Origin of the sequence: Kocuria sp. SM24M-10 (assembly GCF_001027955.1) — a bacterium.
Classification (GTDB): domain Bacteria; phylum Actinomycetota; class Actinomycetes; order Actinomycetales; family Micrococcaceae; genus Kocuria; species Kocuria oceani.
In genome coordinates, this window is record NZ_LDNX01000103.1 from 1 (window position 1) to 20529 (window position 20529).

The 20529-nt window shown below is 74.8% G+C and carries 23 protein-coding genes and 2 tRNA genes; 11 read left to right on the forward strand and 14 right to left on the reverse strand.

Translation table 11 applies throughout. The features are described 5' to 3' along the window. Window positions 1-234 (forward strand): hypothetical protein (locus tag ABL57_RS11805; RefSeq protein WP_047803677.1); only part of this gene is annotated, 234 nt, incomplete at its 5' end. Between the two features lie 73 nt (window positions 235-307). On the opposite strand, the gene ppk2 is transcribed toward ABL57_RS11805, so the two are convergent. Next, window positions 308-1207 (reverse strand): polyphosphate kinase 2, encoded by a 900-nt coding sequence (gene ppk2, locus ABL57_RS11810; RefSeq protein ID WP_047803699.1) that lies wholly within the window; start codon window positions 1205-1207, stop codon window positions 308-310. Window positions 1208-1400: 193 nt separating this feature from the next. On the opposite strand from ppk2, the gene ABL57_RS11815 reads away from it, so the two are divergent. Beyond that, complete coding sequence (locus ABL57_RS11815; protein WP_047803678.1) at window positions 1401-2432, forward strand: 6-phosphofructokinase; 1032 nt, start codon at window positions 1401-1403, stop codon at window positions 2430-2432. Between the two features lie 177 nt (window positions 2433-2609). Here ABL57_RS11815 and ABL57_RS11820 read toward each other — a convergent pair whose 3' ends face one another. The 3 genes from ABL57_RS11820 to ABL57_RS11830 form a co-directional block, all read right to left on the reverse strand. After that, window positions 2610-3707 carry a folate-binding protein YgfZ gene (locus ABL57_RS11820; RefSeq protein WP_047803679.1) on the reverse strand — a complete coding sequence of 366 codons (1098 nt, stop codon included), beginning with the start codon at window positions 3705-3707 and terminating at the stop codon, window positions 2610-2612. Between the two features lie 5 nt (window positions 3708-3712). Beyond that, window positions 3713-4312, reverse strand: a complete 600-nt coding sequence (locus tag ABL57_RS11825; RefSeq protein WP_047803680.1) for an FABP family protein — start codon at window positions 4310-4312, stop codon at window positions 3713-3715. Window positions 4313-4429: 117 nt separating this feature from the next. Beyond that, complete coding sequence (locus ABL57_RS11830; protein ID WP_047803681.1) at window positions 4430-5035, reverse strand: hypothetical protein; 606 nt, start codon at window positions 5033-5035, stop codon at window positions 4430-4432. Window positions 5036-5237: 202 nt separating this feature from the next. Between ABL57_RS11830 and ABL57_RS11835 the strand changes: the two genes are divergently transcribed. The 9 genes from ABL57_RS11835 to ABL57_RS11875 all read left to right on the forward strand — a co-directional run bounded on the left by ABL57_RS11835 (window position 5238) and on the right by ABL57_RS11875 (window position 13883). Further along, window positions 5238-5921 carry a response regulator transcription factor gene (locus tag ABL57_RS11835; RefSeq protein WP_139318471.1) on the forward strand — a complete coding sequence of 228 codons (684 nt, stop codon included), beginning with the start codon at window positions 5238-5240 and terminating at the stop codon, window positions 5919-5921. Between the two features lie 53 nt (window positions 5922-5974). Beyond that, window positions 5975-6910 carry a mycothiol synthase gene (gene mshD / locus ABL57_RS11840; protein ID WP_047803682.1) on the forward strand — a complete coding sequence of 312 codons (936 nt, stop codon included), beginning with the start codon at window positions 5975-5977 and terminating at the stop codon, window positions 6908-6910. Between the two features lie 56 nt (window positions 6911-6966). Then, window positions 6967-9264 (forward strand): RNA degradosome polyphosphate kinase, encoded by a 2298-nt coding sequence (locus tag ABL57_RS11845; protein ID WP_152683384.1) that lies wholly within the window; start codon window positions 6967-6969, stop codon window positions 9262-9264. An 86-nt stretch (window positions 9265-9350) separates the two neighbouring features. Further along, window positions 9351-10436 (forward strand): NUDIX hydrolase, encoded by a 1086-nt coding sequence (locus tag ABL57_RS11850; protein WP_152683385.1) that lies wholly within the window; start codon window positions 9351-9353, stop codon window positions 10434-10436. Window positions 10437-10467: 31 nt separating this feature from the next. Further along, the gene (locus tag ABL57_RS11855) at window positions 10468-11322 is read left to right on the forward strand and encodes a thymidylate synthase (protein ID WP_047803683.1); all 855 of its coding nucleotides are present in this window, start codon (window positions 10468-10470) and stop codon (window positions 11320-11322) included. Then, window positions 11319-11885: a dihydrofolate reductase gene (locus tag ABL57_RS11860; RefSeq protein ID WP_047803684.1), complete on the forward strand. Its 567-nt coding sequence runs from the start codon at window positions 11319-11321 to the stop codon at window positions 11883-11885. Before ABL57_RS11855 ends, ABL57_RS11860 begins: the two co-directional genes overlap by 4 nt. Before the next feature lie 69 nt (window positions 11886-11954). Then, window positions 11955-12347, forward strand: coding sequence for a GNAT family N-acetyltransferase (locus tag ABL57_RS11865; protein WP_047803685.1), 393 nt, complete (start codon window positions 11955-11957; stop codon window positions 12345-12347). A gap of 10 nt (window positions 12348-12357) precedes the next feature. Further along, a complete protein-coding gene (asd, locus tag ABL57_RS11870) occupies window positions 12358-13500 on the forward strand; it encodes an aspartate-semialdehyde dehydrogenase (RefSeq protein WP_047803686.1) in 1143 nt (380 codons plus the stop codon). Between the two features lie 2 nt (window positions 13501-13502). Continuing rightward, entirely contained in the window at window positions 13503-13883 is a 381-nt protein-coding gene (locus ABL57_RS11875; protein WP_238986044.1) for a GntR family transcriptional regulator, read from the forward strand. A 13-nt stretch (window positions 13884-13896) separates the two neighbouring features. On the opposite strand, the gene ABL57_RS11880 is transcribed toward ABL57_RS11875, so the two are convergent. The 10 genes from ABL57_RS11880 to ABL57_RS11925 form a co-directional block, all read right to left on the reverse strand. Beyond that, a complete protein-coding gene (locus tag ABL57_RS11880) occupies window positions 13897-14292 on the reverse strand; it encodes a PGPGW domain-containing protein (RefSeq protein ID WP_047803688.1) in 396 nt (131 codons plus the stop codon). A 10-nt stretch (window positions 14293-14302) separates the two neighbouring features. Next, window positions 14303-15418, reverse strand: coding sequence for a UDP-N-acetylmuramate dehydrogenase (locus ABL57_RS11885; protein ID WP_047803689.1), 1116 nt, complete (start codon window positions 15416-15418; stop codon window positions 14303-14305). 10 nt (window positions 15419-15428) lie between these two features. Continuing rightward, on the reverse strand, window positions 15429-16679 hold the full coding sequence (locus ABL57_RS11890) for an MFS transporter (RefSeq protein WP_047803690.1): 1251 nt from the start codon (window positions 16677-16679) through the stop codon (window positions 15429-15431). Then, complete coding sequence (locus ABL57_RS11895) at window positions 16676-17155, reverse strand: MaoC family dehydratase (RefSeq protein WP_047803691.1); 480 nt, start codon at window positions 17153-17155, stop codon at window positions 16676-16678. Before ABL57_RS11895 ends, ABL57_RS11890 begins: the two co-directional genes overlap by 4 nt. Continuing rightward, a complete protein-coding gene (locus tag ABL57_RS11900) occupies window positions 17152-17607 on the reverse strand; it encodes a MaoC family dehydratase N-terminal domain-containing protein (protein WP_047803692.1) in 456 nt (151 codons plus the stop codon). Before ABL57_RS11900 ends, ABL57_RS11895 begins: the two co-directional genes overlap by 4 nt. 214 nt (window positions 17608-17821) lie before the next feature. Then, window positions 17822-17895, reverse strand: a tRNA-Met gene (locus ABL57_RS11905). A gap of 62 nt (window positions 17896-17957) precedes the next feature. Beyond that, a tRNA-Thr gene (locus ABL57_RS11910) sits at window positions 17958-18029 on the reverse strand. A gap of 99 nt (window positions 18030-18128) precedes the next feature. Then, entirely contained in the window at window positions 18129-18482 is a 354-nt protein-coding gene (locus tag ABL57_RS11915; RefSeq protein WP_152683386.1) for a hypothetical protein, read from the reverse strand. Window positions 18483-18494: 12 nt separating this feature from the next. Beyond that, window positions 18495-19709, reverse strand: coding sequence for a glycosyltransferase family protein (locus ABL57_RS11920; RefSeq protein WP_047803694.1), 1215 nt, complete (start codon window positions 19707-19709; stop codon window positions 18495-18497). Between the two features lie 144 nt (window positions 19710-19853). Next, window positions 19854-20522 carry a response regulator transcription factor gene (locus ABL57_RS11925; protein ID WP_047803695.1) on the reverse strand — a complete coding sequence of 223 codons (669 nt, stop codon included), beginning with the start codon at window positions 20520-20522 and terminating at the stop codon, window positions 19854-19856. Window positions 20523-20529 lie beyond the last annotated feature (7 nt).

The following is a 20529-nucleotide window of genomic DNA, read 5'->3' on the forward strand; positions in this document are numbered from 1 at the left end:
GGCGTCCGCCCCCTGGGCGGGGCCGTGCTGGCCGCCGCGGGGGCGGCGGCCGCCCACTCGTGGTGGCACCGCGGCGGCCCGGCGGCCACGGCCGCGCTCGGTGGGCTCTACGTCCTGGGCTTCGGGCTCTCGCACCCGCTGGCCAAGCGGATCGGCGCCTGGCCCTCGGTGCTGGCCGTCACCGCCGTCAACGCCGCCGCCAACGCCGTGCTGGTGGACCGTCCCGGCCGCTGAGCCGCGCCGACCCGCGACGCCGCCCGTCCCCTCCCCGGGGGACGGGCGGCGTCGTCGTCGGCCGGGCCGGGGCTCAGTCGCCCACGGCGTCGCGGCCGCGCCGGACGATCAGCGGGTCGGGCGGATAGACCACCGCCGGGTCCTTGTCCTCGTAGTCGAACTGGTCCAGGAAGAAGCGCATCGCGTTGAGCCGGGCCCGCTTCTTGTCGTTGGACTTCACCGTGATCCACGGGGCGTGGTCGGTGTCGGTGCGCAGGAACATCTCCTCCTTGGCCTCGGTGTAGTCCTCCCACCGGTCCAGGGAGGCCAGGTCCATCGGGGAGAGCTTCCAGCGGCGCACCGGGTCGATCTGGCGGATCGCGAAGCGGGTGCGCTGCTCGTGCTGGGTGACCGAGAACCAGAACTTGGTCAGGTGGATGCCCGACTCCACCAGCATCTTCTCGAACACCGGGGCCTGGACCATGAAGTCCTCGTACTCCGCGTCCGAGCAGAAGCCCATCACCCGCTCCACGTTGGCCCGGTTGTACCAGGAGCGGTCGAACATCACGATCTCCCCGGCGGTGGGCAGGTGGCCGATGTAGCGCTGGAAGTACCACTGCCCCCGCTCCCGGTCGGAGGGCTTGGTGAGGGCCACCACCCGGGCCGCGCGCGGGTTCAGGTGCTCGGTGAAGCGCTTGATCGTCCCGCCCTTGCCGGCCGCGTCGCGGCCCTCGAACACGACGACGTGCTTGAGGTCGTGATCCTGGCCCCAGTACTGGAACTTCAGCAGCTCGATCTGCAGCCGGTACTTCTCCAGCTCGTAGTCCTCCCGGTCCAGCCGCTCCTCGTAGGGGTAGTCCTCCCGCCAGGTCTGCACCGCCGAGCCCCCCGGGTCGATCAGGTCCGGGTCCGGCGACTGCCCGTCCCGCACCGTGTAGCCCTGATCGACCAGCTTGTCGATGAACTCCCGCAGGTTCTCCCGGACCGGTTCCATGTCCTCGTTCACCGCAGACCTCCTTCCGGGCCCGTCCGACCCCTTTCCCCGCAGTCTAGGCCCGGTCCCGCAGCCCGGGGGCCCGGACCGCCCGGCCGGCCGCGGCCCCGCCGCGGAGCCCGTTCACTAGACTGGTCGAGCCGGTGCACGTCCGGCCGACTCGCACGCCGCCGACCCGGAGGAGACTGTACGGATGAAGATCGGACTGCTGACCAGCGGCGGGGACTGCCCCGGGCTCAACGCGGTGATCCGGGCGGCGGTGCTGCACGGGATCAAGAGCCACGGCCACGAGTTCGTGGGCTTCCGCGACGGCTGGCGCGGGGTGGTGGAGGGCGACATCATGGACCTGCCCCGCACCCGGGTACGGGGGCTGGCCCGGGAGGGCGGCACCATCCTGGGCACCTCCCGCACCAACCCCTACGACGGTCCCGGCGGCGGGCCGGAGAAGATCGCCGTGATGCTCGAACGCCACCACATCGACGCGATCGTGGCCATCGGCGGGGAGGGCACCCTGGCCGGGGCGAAGCGTCTGGCCGAGGCCGGGCTGCCGGTGGTGGGGGTGCCCAAGACCATCGACAACGACCTGCAGGCCACCGACTACACCTTCGGCTTCGACACCGCCGTGCAGATCGCCACCGACGCGATGGACCGGCTGCGCACCACCGGGGAGTCCCACCACCGCTGCATGGTCGCCGAGGTCATGGGCCGCCACGTCGGGTGGATCGCCCTGCACTCGGGGATGTCCGCCGGGGCGCACGCGGTGCTGATCCCCGAGCAGTCGGTGTCCATGGAGCAGGTCTGCGCCTGGGTCACCGAGGTGCACGAGCGCGGCCGCTCCCCGCTGGTGGTCGTGGCCGAGGGCTTCATCCCCGAGGGCCACGGCGACGTGCTCGCCGGCAAGGGCACCGAGGCCTCCGGACGGCCCCGGCTGGGCGGGGTCGGGGAGTACGTCACCGAGCAGATCGAGGCCGCCACCGGGATCGAGACCCGCAACACGATCCTGGGCCACATCCAGCGCGGCGGGGCCCCCACCGGCTTCGACCGGGTCCTGGCCACCCGCTTCGGGCTGGCCGCCGTGGACCTGGTCACCGACAAGGGCTGGGGCCAGATGGTCGCCATCCGCGGCACCGACATGGTCCGGGTGCCCTTCGGCGAGGCCCTGGCCGGGCTCAAGACCGTGCCCCAGCACCGCTGGGACGAGGCCCGGGTCCTCTTCGGCCGTTGAGGCCGCCGGCCGGAGGGCGCGCCGCTGCGGGTCTCGGACCTGCGGACCGGGGCGTTCTCCGGCCCGCCAGGGCCCGGACGGGACACGCACCGGCGCCGCCCCCGCGGTCCGGCGGTGCGCACCGGGACTCCGGAGGGCCTGCCGTGGGCCGAGCGGCACCACCCTGCGGGGTTCGTGCTAGGGGCGCTCGCCCCGGGGGCCGCGGAGGAAGCCGGACTGCCGCCCGACCACCTGGCCGGCGTCGGGCTGGACCACGACCTGCTGGGCGGCGGCCCAGCGCTGCTCGCCGTCCGTGACGAGGAGCCGGGCCTCGGGGTCGGCGGTGCGCTTGAGCACGGCCAGCGCGATGGGGCCCTGCTCGTGGTGCAGCTGCACGGAGGTGACCCGGCCGACGGTCCGCTCGCCCGAGAGGACCTCGGCGCCCGGGGAGGGCAGCGTGTGCTCGGAGCCGTCGAGGTCGAGCAGCACGAGCCGCCGGGGCGGGTGGCCCAGGTTGTGCACGCGGGCCACGGTCTCCTGCCCCTTGTAGCAGCCCTTCTGCAGGTGCACGGCGGTGCGCAGGAGGTCGAGTTCGTGCGGGATCGTCCGCTCGTCCGTCTCGGCCCCCCAGCGCGGGCGCCAGGCGGCGATCCGCAGCGCCTCGGCCGCCCACGCGCCGGCGAGGGGCAGCTCGCGGGTCAGGGCGTCCAGCTCGGCGCGGGGCACCAGGTGCTCCCACCAGGTGCGCTCCTCCCCCGGGTGCGGACCGTCGAGGGCCGCGTAGCTCCATCCGCCCGGGGCGACCCCGGGCCAGGGGTCGCGCCAGGCCGGCCCGTCGCCCAGCGCGGGCACGGGAGCGGAGGCGCCGAGCACGGCCCACTCGCCGGAGCGGTCGGCCACCTCCACGCGCAGCGCGAAGCGCATGGACTCCAGCCACGCGACCAGCGGGGCGGTCTCGTCGGCCTCGGTGATCAGCCACGTGCTGGTGCCGTCGTCCACGACGTGCGGCGCGGTCTCGATGCGCCCCTGCACGGAGAGGAACAGGGTCTCGGCGCTGCCGCCCGGGGCGAGCCCGGTGAGCACCTGCGAGGAGAGCGTGGTCAGCCAGCTGAGGCGGTCCGGACCGGTGACGGTGACGACGCCCTTCTGGGAGAGGTCGACCACGGTGCCGGGGGTGCGCACCAGGGCGCGCTGCTCGCGCAGCGGGTCGCCGTAGTGGGCGGCGACCCCACGGTCGAGGCCCTCGGCCTCGACGGCGCCCGGGCGTCCGAGCAGGGGCGAGCGGTAGGCGGTCACGGGGATCAGCCGACCTTCTTGAGCTGGGCGGAGGCGTGCGTGGCCAGCGGCTCGCCGAAGGCGGCCATGTCCCAGGCCCAGAACAGGTCGCCGTGGACCAGACCGTACATCCGGGTCGAGGAGCTGTACTGCTTGGCGCCCCGGGCGCGCACGACGGCGTCCGTGGCGAGGTCGATGCGGGGCCCCTTGATCTGGCCCACGTAGAGCTCGGCGATGCCACCGGGGTGCGTGAGGGTCACCAGGACGTCGAAGCCGCCGTCGCCGTTGCGCAGCCGTTCGACCTCCTCGGCGCCCTTGAGCACCGGCACGAGGTCCGGCGGGAGCATCCCGGGGCCGACGTCGCCGTCCTCCAGGGTGCGGTCGAGCTGCCAGAAGCCCTGCTCAACGGTGGCCGGGCGCATGGGCTGCCCCTCCTCGTCGAGGAGCGTGGTCTCGGCCCGGTACTCGAGGAACGGCAGGCCGTTCTGCTCGAAGGTCACGCGCTGCCGGAAGGGCCGCTGCTCGACCTCGCCGTAGCCCATGAAGCCGTCGCCCTCCCAGGCGCCCAGCAGCCAGGCGAACGGGACGAGCTCGGGAGTCAGATCCGAGGGGATCTCGATCGGCACGGAACTAGTGCTGTCCCTTGAACAGGCCGAGGATCACCTTGAGGGAGATCCCGGCGATGAACAGACCGGAGATGCCCAGCAGGACCAGGTAGAAGATCTCGAGTGCAAGCATGGTCCCTAAGCTACCACGGTGCTCACCAGGCGGGCCGTGAACAGGGCCCCCACGCCGAGGAACGCCACGGGGGTCACGCCGAGGGCCACCACCCCCCGCTTCGGCGAGCGCTTCGGGGCAGACGAGATGACCCGGGCGCCCACGACGGCCACGAGCGCGGCGACCACGGCGCCGACCACCACCAGCTGCACGGGGTCCGGGCCGGTCGCCCGGTAGTCGCTGGCCAGGGCGATCCAACCGGAGGAGCTGACCGTGGCGAGCACCCCCGCCGTGGAGGCGATCGTGGACTCCAGCCGGTGCTCGGCGCCCTCGCCGCGCACCAGCTCCGCCGCGAACACGGTCACCAGGGCCACCCCCACGACCGCGGGCAGCCACACGAGCTGCTGACCGGGCAGGGTCTGGACGAGCAGCGCGGCCACGACGCCGGCGGCGCTCATGATCACGTTGTGCCGGTGCCGGGCGGCGATGCCGGTGGCGGCGGGCCAGCCGAAGCCGATCACCAGGGACATCCCGGCGGCCAGGAGCAGCGGCGCGGGACCGGCGACCACGACCGCGGCCAGGGCCGCCGCCAGGCTGAGCACGCTGCACGCGGCGATCATGGCGTATCTCATGGCGATCGGATTCCTGCACTGTCGAGGGTCGGGGCCGGCGCCCGGACCGGCGCGACCGGGCGGACACGAGCAACGATAGCGGCTGGCCGGGAGAGCGGGCCGGGGCGCGCGGCGCCCCGCGTCGGGGCCGGGGCGCGCGGGCGGGGACCGGCGCCGACTTATACTGACAGCTCAGCCCGTACGCCAGAGTGGAGAAGCACGAGTGTTCCAGATCCTGATGCTGACCGACGCGGACGGTCCCTCGGCATCGGTGCTGCCGGCCCTCGACCTGCTCAACCACCGGGTGACGGTCGCCCCGACCCGCACCGTCTCGGGCAGCCTCGACGGCCGCCACCCCGACGTGGTGCTGCTGGACGGGCGCACCGACCTGATCACCGCGCGCAACCTCGCCCAGCTGCTCACCACGAAGGGCCTGGCGGCACCGCTGCTGATGGTCCTCACGGAGGGCGGGATGGCCGCGGTGGCCGCGAACTGGATGGTCGACGACGTGGTGCTCGACACCGCCGGCCCGGCGGAGGTCGAGGCCCGGCTGCGCCTGGCCTCCTCCCGCACGGCTGAGGCGCCCGAGGACGACACCCGGATCCGCGCGGGCTCGGTGGTCATCGACGACGCCGCCTACTCCGCCCACGTCAACGGCCAGCCGCTGAACCTGACCTACAAGGAGTTCGAGCTGCTGAAGTTCCTGGCCCAGCACTCCGGACGGGTCTTCACCCGCGCGCAGCTGCTGAGCGAGGTCTGGGGCTACGACTACTACGGCGGCACCCGCACCGTGGACGTGCACGTGCGGCGGCTGCGGGCCAAGCTGGGCGCCGACCACGAGCACCTGATCACCACGGTGCGTAACGTGGGCTACAGCTTCGCCACGAGCCGGAGCCGGGAGCACTGAGCACCGGCCCACCGGCCCGTCCGTTCCGCCGCCCCGTTCCGCAGGAGGTCCAGATGCCCCAGTCCGTGCCGTACGAGCTCGACCGCCCGGCCGTCGCCCCGGTCGAGGAGATCACGGGCCTCGCCTCCCGGGCCGAGGCCGCGGACGGCGACCCGCCGTTCTCCGACCAGACGCTCGTGGACCTGCGGAGCGCACCCGGCGGGCGGGTGCGCACGGTCCTCGCACGGGCCTCCGGCGGGGAGCTGCTCGGGGCGGCGGTCCGTGTCCGCGAGCCCGACGACGCCGCCGCGCTCGTGGAGCTCGTGGTGGACCCCGGGCACCGCCGCGGCGGGATCGGGGCGGCGCTGGCCGCGGTCCTGGCCGAGGAGACCGCGGACGCGGTCCGGGCGTGGGCCCACGGCGGCCACCCCGGCGCGGCGGCGCTGGCCGCCCGGCACGGACTGGTGCCGGTGCGCGACCTGCACCGCCTGCTCCGCCCGCTGGGCGGCGCGCCCGACCTGCCCCTGCCCGAGGCGATGCCCGCCGGCTACCGGCTGCGGGCCTTCGAGCCCGGCCGGGACGAGGACGAGTGGCTGCGCGTCAACGCGGCCGCGTTCGCCGGCCACCCCGAGCAGGGCCGGATGACCCTCGAGGACCTCCGGCAGCGGGAGGCCGAGCCCTGGTTCGACCCGGCGGGGTTCCTGCTGGCGGTCCGGTCCGGGGAGCCGGGCACCGTGGCCGGCTTCCACTGGACCAAGGTCCACCCCGGGGACGGCGAGCGCCCCGCCCTGGGCGAGGTCTACGCCGTGGGCGTCGCCCCCGAGCACCAGGGCACCGGCCTGGGCCGGGCCCTGACCGCCGCGGGGGTCAACCACCTCGCCCGGCAGGGTCTGGGCGAGGTCATGCTCTACGTGGACGGCGACAACACCGCGGCGCTGCGGCTGTACGAGCGCCTGGGCTTCCGGCCCTGGCACCTCGACGTGATGTACGCCCGCGACGCCCCCGCCTGACCCATCCGCCCGCGCCCCGGCCCGGTCCCGCACCGGCCCCACCAGACAGGATCACCATGACCACGCACCAGCAGGACGCCCCGCAGCCCGCGCCGGCCCCGCACCCGGCCGCATCCCCGGAGGCGGAGCCGGCGGCGCCGTCCGCGGACGGCGCCGCCGAGCTGGCCCACACCGCCGAGCTGGCCGACGCCGCCCGCGGGCACGGGGACCGAGACCGGATCGACGACCCCGTGCCCGCCGCCCGGCAGGTGCTGGAGGGCTCGCACGGGCCCGAGCGCTTCCTCGACCGGGAGGCGAGCTGGATCGCCTTCAACACCCGGGTCCTGGAGCTGGCGGAGGACCCGGACCTGTTCCTGCTGGAGCGGGTGCACTTCCTGTCCATCGTGGCCTCCAACCTGGACGAGTTCTTCATGGTCCGGGTCGCCGGTCTCAAGCGGCGCATCGCCACGGGCATCGCCCGGCCCGCGGCCTCGGGGCACTCCCCCGCAGAGCAGATGGCCACCATCGCGGTGCGCGCCCACGAGCTGCAGGAGCGCCACGCGCGGGCCTTCCACGACCTGGTCCGCCCCGAGCTGGCCCGGGAGGACATCCACCTCATCGGGTGGGAGGACCTCGACGACCCCACCCGGGAGCGGCTCACCCGGGACTTCCGCCGCAAGGTCTTCCCGATCCTCACGCCGCTGGCGGTGGACCCGGCCCACCCGTTCCCCTACATCTCCGGGCTCAGCCTCAACCTGGCCGTGATGGTCCGCAACCCGCAGTCGGGCAAGCGGCTGTTCGCCCGCGTCAAGGTCCCGGACCAGCTGCCCCGGCTGCTCTCGGTGGACGCGCCGGGCGCGGCCCGCACCCCGCACGGTCAGGCCCGCTTCATCCCGCTCGAGGACGTCATCGCCCAGCACCTGGACGACCTGTTCCCCGGGATGGAGGTCGAGGAGCACCAGGTGTTCCGGGTGACCCGCAACGAGGACCTGGAGGTCGAGGAGGACGACGCCGAGAACCTGCTGCAGGCCCTGGAGAAGGAGCTGCTGCGCCGCCGCTTCGGCCCGGCGGTGCGCCTGGAGGTCACGGACAGCATCAGCGCGGAGGTCCTCGAGCTGCTCGTCTCCGAGCTCGGCATCGACGAGTCCGAGATCTACCGCCTGCCCGCCCCGCTGGACCTGCGCGGGCTGGGGGTCATCGCCGGTGTGGACCGCCCGGAGCTGCACTATCCCCGCCACGTGGCGCACACCTCCCGATACCTCAACGCCGCGGAGACCGCCAAGGCCGCCGACGTCTTCGCCGCGACCCGGTCCCGGGACGTGCTGCTGCACCACCCCTACGACTCCTTCGCCACCAGCGTGCAGGCCTTCCTGGAGCAGGCCGCCGCGGACCCGAAGGTCCAGGCGATCAAGCAGACCCTGTACCGCACCTCCGGGGACTCCCCGATCGTGGACGCGCTCATCGACGCCGCCGAGGCCGGCAAGCAGGTCCTGGCGCTGGTGGAGATCAAGGCCCGCTTCGACGAGCAGGCGAACATCTCCTGGGCCCGCAAGCTCGAGCAGGCCGGGGTGCACGTGGTCTACGGCATCGTGGGCCTGAAGACCCACTGCAAGCTCTCCCTCGTGGTGCGCCAGGACGACCAGGGGCTGCGCCGCTACGTGCACATCGGCACCGGCAACTACCACCCCTCCACCGCGCGCTTCTACGAGGACCTGGGCCTGCTCACCTGCGACCCGGAGGTCGGGGAGGACGTCTCGCGGCTGTTCAACCAGCTCTCCGGCTACGCCCCGAAGACCACCTTCCAGCGCCTCCTGGTCGCCCCCCGCTCGGTGCGCTCCGGGCTCATCGACCTGGTCGAGGCCGAGATCCGCCACCACCGGGCCGGGCGGAAGGCCCGGATCCAGGTCAAGTGCAACTCGATCGTCGACGAGGCCGTCATCGACGCCCTCTACCGGGCCTCGCAGGCCGGGGTGCCCGTGGACGTGGTGGTGCGCGGGATCTGCGCGCTGCGCCCGGGGGTGCCGGGGCTGAGCGAGACCATCCGGGTCCGCTCGGTGCTGGGCCGGTTCCTGGAGCACTCGCGGGTCTTCGCGTTCTGCAACGCGGGGGAGCCGCTGGTCTACATCGGCTCGGCGGACATGATGCACCGCAACCTGGACCGCCGGGTGGAGACCCTCGTGCGGATCACGGACCCGCAGCAGGCCGAGTCCCTGGTGCGGCTGCTCGCCCGGTACGCCTCGGACGCCACGAGCAGCTGGCACCTGGGCGCGGACGGGGTCTGGACCCGTCACCACCGGGACGCCGAGGGGCGCCCGCTGGTGGACGTCCAGGAGCACCTCCTGCGCAGCCGGGCCCTGGGCCGCCCCACGATCTGAGCACCGGTACCATCGTGGAGGTGCCACCCGACGACCCCGGGCCGGGGCGCGGCGGTGCACCACGGACACGGGACGAGAGAGGGACCATGCCCAGGACCGCCGAGAACACCGCTCCGAGGACCACCGGAAAGGTCACCGGGAAGACCACTGAAAAGGCCACCGGGGCGTCCGACGGGAGGACCCCGGAGGAGACCGCCGAGAGGACCGCCGGGCGGGCCGCTCCGCGGGGCGGCGGGACGTCCGCGCGCCCCGCCGACGTGCTGGCGGCGGGGTGCCTGTGCTGGCGCCGGGCGGGCACCGGGGTGGAGGTCCTCCTCATCCACCGGCCCCGCTACGACGACTGGTCCTTCCCGAAGGGCAAGCAGGACGCCGGCGAGACCCTGCCCGAGACCGCCCACCGGGAGGTGGGCGAGGAGATCGGCCTGCTCCCGCGCCTGGGCGTCCCGCTGCCCACGATCCGCTACGGCGTCAAGGACGGCGTGAAGGACGTGCGCTACTGGGCGGCGGAGTTCGGCCCCGGTGCCCGCCCCGTGCCCGACGGGCGCGAGGTCGACGAGGTCCGCTGGGTGGACCCCCGGACGGCGGCCCGGATGCTCACCAACCCCTCCGACCTCGAGCCCCTGGCCGCGCTCGTGGACCTGCACGCCCGCGGCGACCTCGCCACCCGCCCGGCGATCGTGGTGCGCCACGCCAAGGCCAAGCCGCGCTCGTCGTGGTCCCGGGCCGAGGGCGACCGGCCGCTGGCCGCGACCGGGAAGCGGCAGGCGCTGGCCGTGACCCGGCTCCTGCGGGCGTGGTCGCCCGAGCGGATCGTCACCTCACCCTGGCTGCGCTGCCTGTCCACCGTGGTGCCCTACGCCCGCAAGGCCGGGATCACCGTGCGGGAGCGGCCCCAGCTGACCGAGGCGTCCCACAAGCGCCACCCCAAGAAGGCCGCCGCCGTGGTGCAGACCCTGTTCGACAAGGACGTCCCCGCCGCGCTGTGCACCCACCGCCCGGTGCTGCCGACCGTCCTCAAGGTGCTCGCCCGGCACATGACCCCCGAGCTCGCCGGGCAGCTGCCCGCCAAGGACCCGTACCTGACCCCGGGCGAGATGATCGTGCTCCAGATCTCCCGCCGGCACCGCCGGCGGGTGGTCTCCGTGGAGCTCGTGAAGCCCTTCGACGACTGACCCTTCCGCCTCCCTGCCCGAGGAGCCCCGCATGACCTCCCCCTCCCCCGTGCCCACGCCCGGGTCCGAGCCCGTGCCGACCCCGTACGAGGACCTCCTGCGCGAGGTCCTCGAGACGGGCGTGCACAAGCCGGACCGCACGGGCACCGGGACCCGCAGCGTCTTCGGCCGCCAGATCCGCTTCGACCTCGCGGACTCGTTCCCGCTGCTGACCACCAAGCGGGTGCACTTCCGCTCCCTGGCGCTGGAGCTGCTGTGGTTCCTGCGCGGGGACTCGAACGTGCGCTGGCTGCAGGAGCGCGGCGTGTCCATCTGGGACGAGTGGGCCGACGAGAACGGGGACCTCGGGCCCGTCTACGGAGTGCAGTGGCGCTCCTGGCCCACCCCCGGCGGCGGCTCGATCGACCAGATCGCGAAGGTCGTGGAGCAGATCCGCACGAACCCGGACTCCCGCCGGCACGTGGTGACGGCGTGGAACCCTGCCGAGGTGGACGAGATGGCGCTGCCGCCGTGCCACGCCCTCTTCCAGTTCTACGTGGAGCCCGCCGAGGACGGGCCGGGGCGCCTCTCGTGCCAGCTCTACCAGCGCTCGGCGGACATGTTCCTGGGCGTGCCGTTCAACATCGCCTCCTACGCCCTCCTCACCGTCATGGTGGCCCAGCAGACCGGCCTGGTGCCCGGCGAGTTCGTCTGGACCGGCGGGGACTGCCACGTCTACGACAACCACGTGGAGCAGGTCCGCGAGCAGCTCTCCCGCACGCCCTTCCCCTATCCAAGGCTGCGGCTGACCCGGCGGCCCGGCTCCCTGTTCGACTACGCCTACGAGGACTTCGAGGTCCTCGACTACCGCCACCACCCTGCGATCCCGGCGCCGGTGGCCGTATGAGCGCCCGCCCCGGACCGGACGTGCCGCAGGCCCCCGCGGGGACCGTCGGGGCGATCTGGGCGCAGACCGCCGAGGGCGTCATCGGCCGCGGCGGCACGATGCCCTGGTCCCTGCGGGAGGACCTGGCCTTCTTCCGGCGCACGACCACCGGCCACCCCGTGATCATGGGCCGGCGCACCTGGGAGTCGTTCCCCGAGCGCTTCCGTCCCCTGCCCGGGCGCACCAACATCGTGATCACCTCCGCCCCGGAGCGGGTGGTCCCCGGCGGTGGCGACGGCACCGTGCACACCGCGCGGTCCTACCCCGAGGCCGTCGCGCTGGCGCGGAGCAGCCCCGGCGCGGAACGGATCTGGGTGATCGGCGGCGGGGAGGTCTACCGGCAGGCCCTGGCCGACCCCCGGGACCCCGTGACGGAGGCGCTCGTTACGGTCATCGACCTCGCCGTGGAGGGGGACACGCACGCCCCCGTGCTCGGCGACGGGTGGACCACGGAGCCGGTCGTGGGACCCTCCGTCTCCCGCACCGGGCTCGGCTACCGGATCGACCGGCGCACCCGTGCCTGAGCCGCGGGCCTGTTCCGTCCGTCCCGGCGCTCCGGTAGCGTGAACCGCACCACGACCAGGAGGACGACCGTGACCGCACCGCACCCCGACCCGGCGATCCGCGACGACGAGCAGCTGCGCGTCGTGGAGAACGCGGACCTCGACCGCTACGAGCTGTGGAACGGGGAGCAGTTCATCGGCTTCGAGGGCTTCCAGAGGCACGAGGACGGCACGGTCGAGCTGCAGCACACGATCATCGCCGAGCAGTTCGGCCGCCAGGGCTACGCCCGCACCCTCGTCACGCTGCTCCTGGAGCGCTTCCGGGCGCAGGGGACCACCGTGCGCCCGACGTGCACCTACGTCCAGGACTACCTGCACCGCTTCCCCCAGTACCAGGACCTCATCGCCGCCGGCAGTGCGCTGCCCCCCGCCCCGGCGGTCAAGGAGAAGCGGCGTCGCTGGGCCCTGCACCGCTCCCACTAGACTGGGGGCCATGACTTTTCGCTCGGGTGATCAGGTAGGGTTCGTCGGCTGGCGGGGCATGGTGGGCTCCGTGCTCATGCAGCGCATGCAGGAGGAGGGTGACTTCGCCGGCATCACCCCGGTGTTCTTCTCCACCTCGAGCGCCGGGCGGCCCGCTCCCTCGTTCGCCGGGGACGCCGGGGTGCTGCAGGACGCCTACGACCTCGAGTGCCTGGCCTCGCTCCCGGTGATCGTCACCGCCCAGGGCGGGGACTACACCAAGGCCGTGCACGGCGAGCTGCGCGCCGGCGGATGGGACGGGCTGTGGATCGACGCCGCCTCGACCCTGCGGATGAACGACGACGCCATCATCGTGCTGGACCCGGTCAACCGCGACGTCATCGACCGGGGCCTCGAGGCCGGCGTGAAGGACTTCGTGGGCGGCAACTGCACGGTCTCCTGCCTGCTCGTGGGCCTGGGCGGGCTGTTCCGCAACGACCTCGTCGAGTGGGCCACGTCCATGACCTACCAGGCGGCCTCCGGCGGCGGGGCCCGGCACATGCGCGAGGTGCTCACGCAGTTCGGGGCCCTGCACGGCGCCGTGGCCGACCAGCTCGCCGACCCCGCCTCCGCGATCCTGGAGATCGACCGCGGGGTTCTCGAGACCCAGCGCGGCGACGCCCTGGACAGCTCGATGTTCGGCGCGCCCCTGTCCGGCTCCCTGATCCCCTGGATCGACGCCGACCTCGGCAACGGGCAGTCCCGTGAGGAGTGGAAGTCCGCGGCCGAGACGAACAAGATCCTCGGCCGCACGGACCGCTTCGCCCAGGACTGGGTGCCCATGGACGGGCTGTGCGTGCGCATCGCCACGATGCGCTCGCACTCCCAGGCCCTGACGCTCAAGCTGCGGGAGGACCTGCCGGTGGAGGAGATCGAGCGGGTCATCGACGCCGACAACGAGTGGGCCACCGTGGTGCCCAACACGAAGGATGACACGATGCGGGCCCTGACCCCCGTGGCGACCTCCGGGACGCTGCAGATCCCCGTGGGCCGGATCCGCAAGCTCGCCATGGGCCCGGAGTACATCAGCGCCTTCACGATCGGCGACCAGCTGCTGTGGGGCGCGGCCGAGCCGCTGCGCCGCATGCTGCGCATCGCCACCGGCACCCTCTAGCCGTGGCCGGGACCGGGGTGCCCGCGGGGCTGGCCGTCGATCCGGCCGATCCGCGCCCGCCCTACGAGCAGCTGCGGCAGGCGGTGCTGCGGGGCCGGGAGGACGGCACGCTGCCGGCGGGCACCCGGCTCCCGCCGGTGCGCCGGCTCGCCGAGGCGCTCGGTCTCGCGGCGAACACCGTGGCCAAGGCCTACCGGGAGCTGGAGTCCGCCGGCGTGATCGAGACCCGCGGCCGCCTGGGCAGCTTCGTGCGCGCCGGGGACCGCGGCGAGGAGCTGGCCGTCGAGGCCGCCCGCCGCTACGCCGAGACGGTGGCCGGGCTCGGGATCCCGTCCGCACGGGCCCTGGAGCTCGTCGCCGCGCAGCTGCGCCGGTCCGGCTGAGCCCCGGCCGGGCTCAGGCCCCGGGACTGCGCAGGTGACGCGGCCCCGGCACCAGCCCGGCCGGGCCGGTCAGCGCCCGGCGGTGCCGGCCCTCCGCGGTGCGGGCCAGCCACCACCGCCACCAGCGCATGACCTGTCCCTTGGCCCACACGTTGAGCCGGTGCGCCCAGTGGTACTCGGTGCTCCAGATGCCCAGGCCCAGGAAGATCGCCAGCCACCCCGGTCCCGGGGCGACGAGCATGACCAGCCCGGCCAGCACGAACACCCCGCCGAGGACCGTCACGACGGTCTTGTAGGCGACGAAGATCAGCGGGTGGCCCCGGGCCCAGGTGCGCACCCGGCCCAGCGTGCGGCGCACCCGGCCCTCGGAGTCCTCCCCCTGGGCGATCTCGTCCTCGAGGCTGCTCACCGCGGCCGCCTCAGACCCCGGTGCCCACGATGACGGGCTCCGCGACCAGGTCGACCCCGTAGACCGAGGCCACGCCGTCGCGCACGGTGCGGGCCAGGGCCATGAGGTCGGCCGCCGAGGCGTCCCCGCGGTTGGTCAGCGCGAGCGTGTGCTTGGTGGAGAGCGAGGCCCGGCCCCCGGCGACCGCGGCGCCGTCGAGGTCCAGCACCTCATTGCGCGTCCCGGGCAGCCCGAAGCCCTTGCCGAAGCCGGCGCGGTCGATGAGCCAGGCGGCCGAGAGCTTGACCCGGTCCTCCAGCGGGTGCCCGGCGGCGTCCACCACGGGGAACCGGGGGGCGTCGGCGGGCAGCCGGTCCCCGAGCGCGGCCGCGGGGAGGATCGGGTTGGTGAAGAACGAGCCGGTGCTGTACGTGTCCCGGTCGGCGGGGTCGAGCACCATGCCCTTGCCGGCCCGCAGGGCCAGGACCGTCTCGCGGACCCGCGCCAGCGGGGCCCGCTCCCCCACCTCGACGCCCAGCCGGCGGGCGAGCTCGCCGTAGCGGACGGGGGCGCTGTCCGTCCCGCGCGCGAGCCGGAAGCGCACGGCGAGGACCACGTGGCGGGGCGAGCCGTCCACGGTGCTGCGCTTGAGCGCCGAGTCGCGGTAGGCGAACGCCAGCTCGGCCGGGCCGAACTCCCGCACCCGGCGCTCGTGCCGGTCCCAGGCGCGCACGAGCTCCACGGTCTGGGCGACCTCCTGGCCGTAGGCGCCCACGTTCTGCACCGGGGTGGCGCCGGTGGTGCCCGGGATGCCGGAGAGCGCCTCGACGCCCACCAGCTCCTCGGCCACGGCCTGCGCCACGAGCTCGTCCCAGGAGTGCCCGGCCTGGACCTCCAGGAGCACGCTGGCGGCGTCCTCCGCCACGACCTGCACGCCCCGGGAGGCCACGTGCACCACGGTGCCCGCGTACCCGGCGTCGGCCGTGATGAGGTTGGAGCCGCCGCCGACCACGAGCACGGCCCGCCCGGCGGCGTCGGCCTCCGCCACGGCCTCCACGACCGCCCGCTCGGTCTCCGCCCGCACGTAGTGCCGGGCGGGACCGCCGACGGCGGCGGTGGTGAGGTCTGCGAGGTGAGGGGTCGTCATGGCACCCAGTTTATCGGCCGTCCCGGGGCGAGCCGGCGCCGACGGCCCGCGGCGGCGCGGAGGGGGTCGCCGGGCGCAGGGCGGGGACCAGGAGCAGGGAGACGACGACGAACAGCGCCACGGCGCCCAGCGCCGGGCGCACCCCGACCGCGTCGCCGAGCAGGCCCAGCAGCGGCGGGCCGCCGAGGAAGGCGCCGTAGCCGATGGTCGAGACGACCGAGACGTTGGCGGCCGCGTTCTCGGTGTCGTCCGCGGCGGCGGACATGCCGACCGGGAAGCCGAGGGAGACCCCCAGGCCCCACACGAACAGGCCCGCCAGCCCGAGCCCCAGCCACGGGGAGAGCACGAACACGCCGAGGCCCGCCGCGGCCAGGGTGCCCGCCGCCCGGAGGATCGTCACCCGCCCGAACCGGTCGAGCAGCGGGGTCCCGGCGAGCCGGCCGGCGGTCATCGCGGTCACGAAGATCCCGTAGCCCAGGGCGCCGAGCGCCTCGGAGGTGCCGTAGCCCTGGGTCAGGGCGAGCGCCACCCAGTCGTTGGCCGCGCCCTCGGCGAGGGCCACGCCCAGCACGAAGAGCCCGACCACGAGGTTGCGCGGGGTGCGCCACGCGCCGCGCACCCCGTGCGTGCGCGGGGACGCGGCGGCGACGGCCTCGAGGTCCAGGGACCCGGTGTCGGTGCGCGGCTCCGGCCGGGCGCGGGGGTCCTCCCCCTGGAAGGAGCGCACCGCCGTGCGGACGAGCGCCAGGACCACCACGGCCATGACCCCCGTGTGCCAGGCCACCGGCACCCCGAGGGCCGCGGCGCCGGCGCCGATCCCCGCGCCGAGCACGGTGCCGACCGAGAAGAACGCGTGCATGACCGGCATGACCGTGCGGCCGAGCGCGCTCTCGCAGGCCACGCCCTCGACGTTGGCGGCCACGTTCCAGGTGGCCAGGCCGGTGCCGAAGAGCAGGAAGCCGGCCGTGGCCACGGGCAGGGACCCGGCCGCGGAGGCCCCGGCGCCGATGAGCACGAGCCCGGCCGCGACGAGGGCGGAGGTGAGGCGCAGGGCGCGGGCCGGGCCCAGCCGCGCCACCGTGACCCCGGACAGCGACACGGACACGAAGGCCGCCACCGTCTGGGTGAGCAGCAGCGCCCCCAGCCCGGCGGGCGAGAGCCCGAGTCCGTCGGCGATGGCGGGCAGGCGGGTCAGCCAGGCCGAGAGCGCCAGCCCCGAGGCGAGGTAGACGGCGAGGACCGCGTCCCGCCAGGACCTCATGCCAGCTGCACCAGGGCTTGGGCCTTCACCAGCACCTTGAGCTGCGCGGCGGTCGCCGGGTCGGCGTCCGGCGCGGCGAGGTCGGGGGCGGTCACGGTGAGGTCGACGCGCGCGGTGCGGGCGGCGGCGTCGAGCGCCCCGATCCGCCCGCTGACCGTGAGCGCGGTGGAGGCCTCGACCGCGGTCCCGAAGCGGTTGGGCACCACGACCGGCTTGGTGAAGCGGGTCTGGTAGTCGACGACGGCGCCGGGGTCGCCGGCCCAGTCGGTGACGAGCTGCACGGCCGCCCCCATGGTGAGCATCCCGTGGGCGATGACGTCGGGCAGGTCCACGGCCCGGGCGAACTGCTCGTTCCAGTGGATGGGGTTGAGGTCCCCGGAGGCGCCGGCGTAGCGGACCAGGTCCGCGCGGGAGAGCTCGATGCGGCGCTGCCCGATCTCCTGGCCCTTCTCGAGGTCGTCGAAGGCGATGCTCATGCGTCCTGCTCCTCTCCGCGCACCAGCAGGGACGACACGGTGGTGGCGACCTGCTCGCCGTCCGCGGTGCGGATCTCGGCCCGGGACGTCACCATGGCGCCCGCGCCCATGGCCCGGACCTGGTCCACGTGCAGCTCGGCCACGAGCTCGTCGCCGGCGACGATCGGGCGGTGGTGGGTGAAGCGCTGGTCGGCGTGGACCACGCGCGAGAAGTCGATGCCGGCCTCGGGGTCGGCGATGAGCGCGGCGTCGGCGCGCTGGGCGACGACGATCGCGAACGTGGGGGGCGCCACGAGATCGGCGTGCCCGAGCGACCGGGCGGCCTCGACGTCGTGGTGGGCGGGGTGGCCGGCCTGGACGGCGCGGGCGAACTCGCGGATCGCCTCGCGGCCGACGCTGTAGGTCTCGGTCGGCGGATAGGTCCGCCCGACCAGATCGGGGTTCAGGGGCATGGCAGCTCCTCGCTGGACGGCGCCGCGCTGGAGCGGCAGGAACCCGCCCAGTCTACGGCGGGGCTCCTCGCCGTCGTGGCCCACCGTCCGGGCGCGTTCCGGCCGGTGGGCTCCCCGGCGGAGGGCCGGGCCGGGGCCGGGGGGCCCGGGCGGGAATCCGCCGGTGCGGCACGACAAAAGCCCGTGACCGGCAAGGGTCACGGGCTTTTCGCCGTAGCGGTGGACGGGCTCGATCCGTCGACCTCACGATTATGAGTCGTGCGCTCTAACCAGCTGAGCTACACCGCCAGGTAGATGGGAAACCGTGGCGCACGGCCTGGTGGCCGTGCGCCACGGGATCTCATCACGAGAGCCCCGACCGGGAATCGATCCCGGGACCTCCATCTTACCAAGATGGCGCTCTACCACTGAGCTATCGGGGCAACGACGAAGACTCTACCAGCACGTTCCGGCAAAACAAAAATCGCCGCAGGCCCCCGCCGGGCGCTCGGCCGGCAGCTGCTTCCCCGGCCCGCGGCCCCCTACGGGGGTGGTCCCGCACCGTCCTCCGGCGGCGCCGGGGAGCCCTGCGGCGGGGCGCGGAACGTGCCGGGGCCCACGCCGCCGCCGTCGTCCCGGCCGGGACCGGGCGGCGCGGGCCGGACCGGCAGGGGCAGCTGCGCCGGCGGTGCGGGGTCGACCGGCACGGACGGGGACGACGGCGTGGGGGTGCCGCCGACGGAGACGCCGTCCCGCACGACCTCCGTCCCGTCCGGACCGCCGAGCACCTGCCACAGCAGCAGCACCGTCCCTCCGACGAGCCCGAGCGACACCGCCGCCCGGAGCGCCCGTGTCCCGCCCCGTGCCGGGGACCCGGGCGGGACGGGCTCGGTCACCGGAGGCCGCCCTCAGGCGTTCAGCCCGGCGAGCACGAGCTCGGAGCTGTCCTCGGGGCACGGCCCGGGCAGCAGGCACGCGGCGAGGGCGGGCGCCACGCGCAGCCCGTCGAGGGCGAGGTGCCCGCGCGGCCGCACCGTGCCGACCACGCGGTGCAGCCATCCGCCGAGCGCGGCGCCGGTCAGGGAGTCCGGGGTCAGGACGTCGACCGCGCCGTGCCCCTGGAGGGCCCGGGCCCGGGCCAGCTGCTCCGGCCCGGCGCCTGCCTGGGGCACCACGAGCGCGGGGGCGTCCGTGCCGAGGATCTCCGCGACCGGGCCGTAGCCGCCCGAGGACACGACGGCGGCCGCGTCCGCGACCTCGGCGAGCGCGTCCGGCAGGCCGGGCAGGCCGGGCAGGCCGGTCAGGACGAGCGTGCCGGGCACGGCGGCCGCGCGCACCTGGGCGGCGTGCTCCGCGGGCATCCCCGGCCCGGTGACCAGCACGTGGCGGTGACCGTGCGGGACCCGGGTGCGGGCAGCCGCGAGGGCCAGCTGGGAGCCCTCGGGCCCGGTGCCCGCCAGGGTCAGGACGTGGGGCGCGCCGCCGCCGGCGGTGCGCCGTCCGGGGGCGGCGCCCGCCGTCAGGTAGCCGGTGCAGCGGACCAGGCCGGCGAGCGCGGCGGGGATCTCGCCGGTGGACAGGGGGTCGTGCACGGCGGGGTCGCCGTAGACCCAGATCTGGTCGTACGCCTCCTGCAGCAGGCCGACGTCCTCGGGGGCGACCCACTCGGGGGCCGCGGCCCAGGACTCGCCGAGCACCTCCGGCAGGCCCAGGACGACGACCGTTCCGGGAGAGCCGGCGCGCAGCCTCAGCAGCGGCTCCAGCAGCTCCCGGTCCGGTCCCCAGGGCCGGCCGTCCACCACGACCAGGTGCGGGCGGACGTCGGTGAGCACGGCGTCCACCATCTCGGAGCGCACGCGCGCGGCGGACACGGCCGGCCCGTCGGGGACGCGCCCGTCGGCGTCCTGCCCGCCCCCGGGCAGGACCACCTGGTCGAACCCCTCGGGCCAGGCGCCGGAGGCGGCGACGTCGGCACCGGTCAGCAGCACGCCCGCCGCCCGGCGCCCGGTCAGCACCGGCAGCTGCCGGGCGAGGGCCCCGGCCAGTGCCAGGTTCCGCCGGGCGTGGCCCTGTCCCCCGCGGTCGTGCGAGTACAGCACCAGCCGCAGGTCGTCGTCGCGCATCGCGTCCTCCTCGCGGAGGCCCGGACGGTCCGGCGTGGTTCCTCCGCCGTCGAGTGTGGTCCCCGGACATGACGGGGACATGAGGCGTCGATGAGAGGGCTTTCATCGACGGCCCCGGTGCGGCCCGGACGGCCCCGGGCCCGCTCAGAGGAGGGCCAGGCGGTAACCGGCCCCGCGCACGGTCACGATGCGCTCCGCGCCGAGCTTGGTGCGCAGGTGCCGGACGTAGACGTCGACCACGTTGGACGATCCGGCGAAGTCGTAGCCCCAGACCTTGGTCAGCAGCTGGTCGCGGGTGAGCACCCGGCCCGGGTTCTCGAGGAAGGCCCGGGCCATGGCGAACTCACGGGCGGAGAGCTCGATCTCCCGGCCCTCGACCACCGCGCACCGCGTGTCCAGGTCCAGGGCCAGGCCCCCGTAGCTCAGCCGCTCCGGGGCGGGCCGGTCCGCGGGACGGTCCCGCAGCCGGGCCCGGACGCGGGCGAGCAGCTCCTGGAAGCGGAACGGTTTGGTGAGGTAGTCGTCGGCCCCCTGGTCCAGGCCCGTCACCGTGTCCGCCACGGAGTCGCGGGCCGTGCACATGATCACCGGCAGCGAGCTGCCCATGGCGCGCAGCGCCGAGAGCACGGTGAACCCGTCCATGCCGGGCAGGCCGACGTCGAGGACGAGGAGGTCGAACTCCCCCGTGCTGGCGTAGTCGAGGGCGCTGCGCCCGTCCTCCACCACGGTGGTGGTGTAGCCGGCGGCGCGCAGGCCCTTCTGGACGAAGCGGGAGATCCGTTCCTCGTCCTCGGCGATGAGGATGCTCACCACCGGGTGC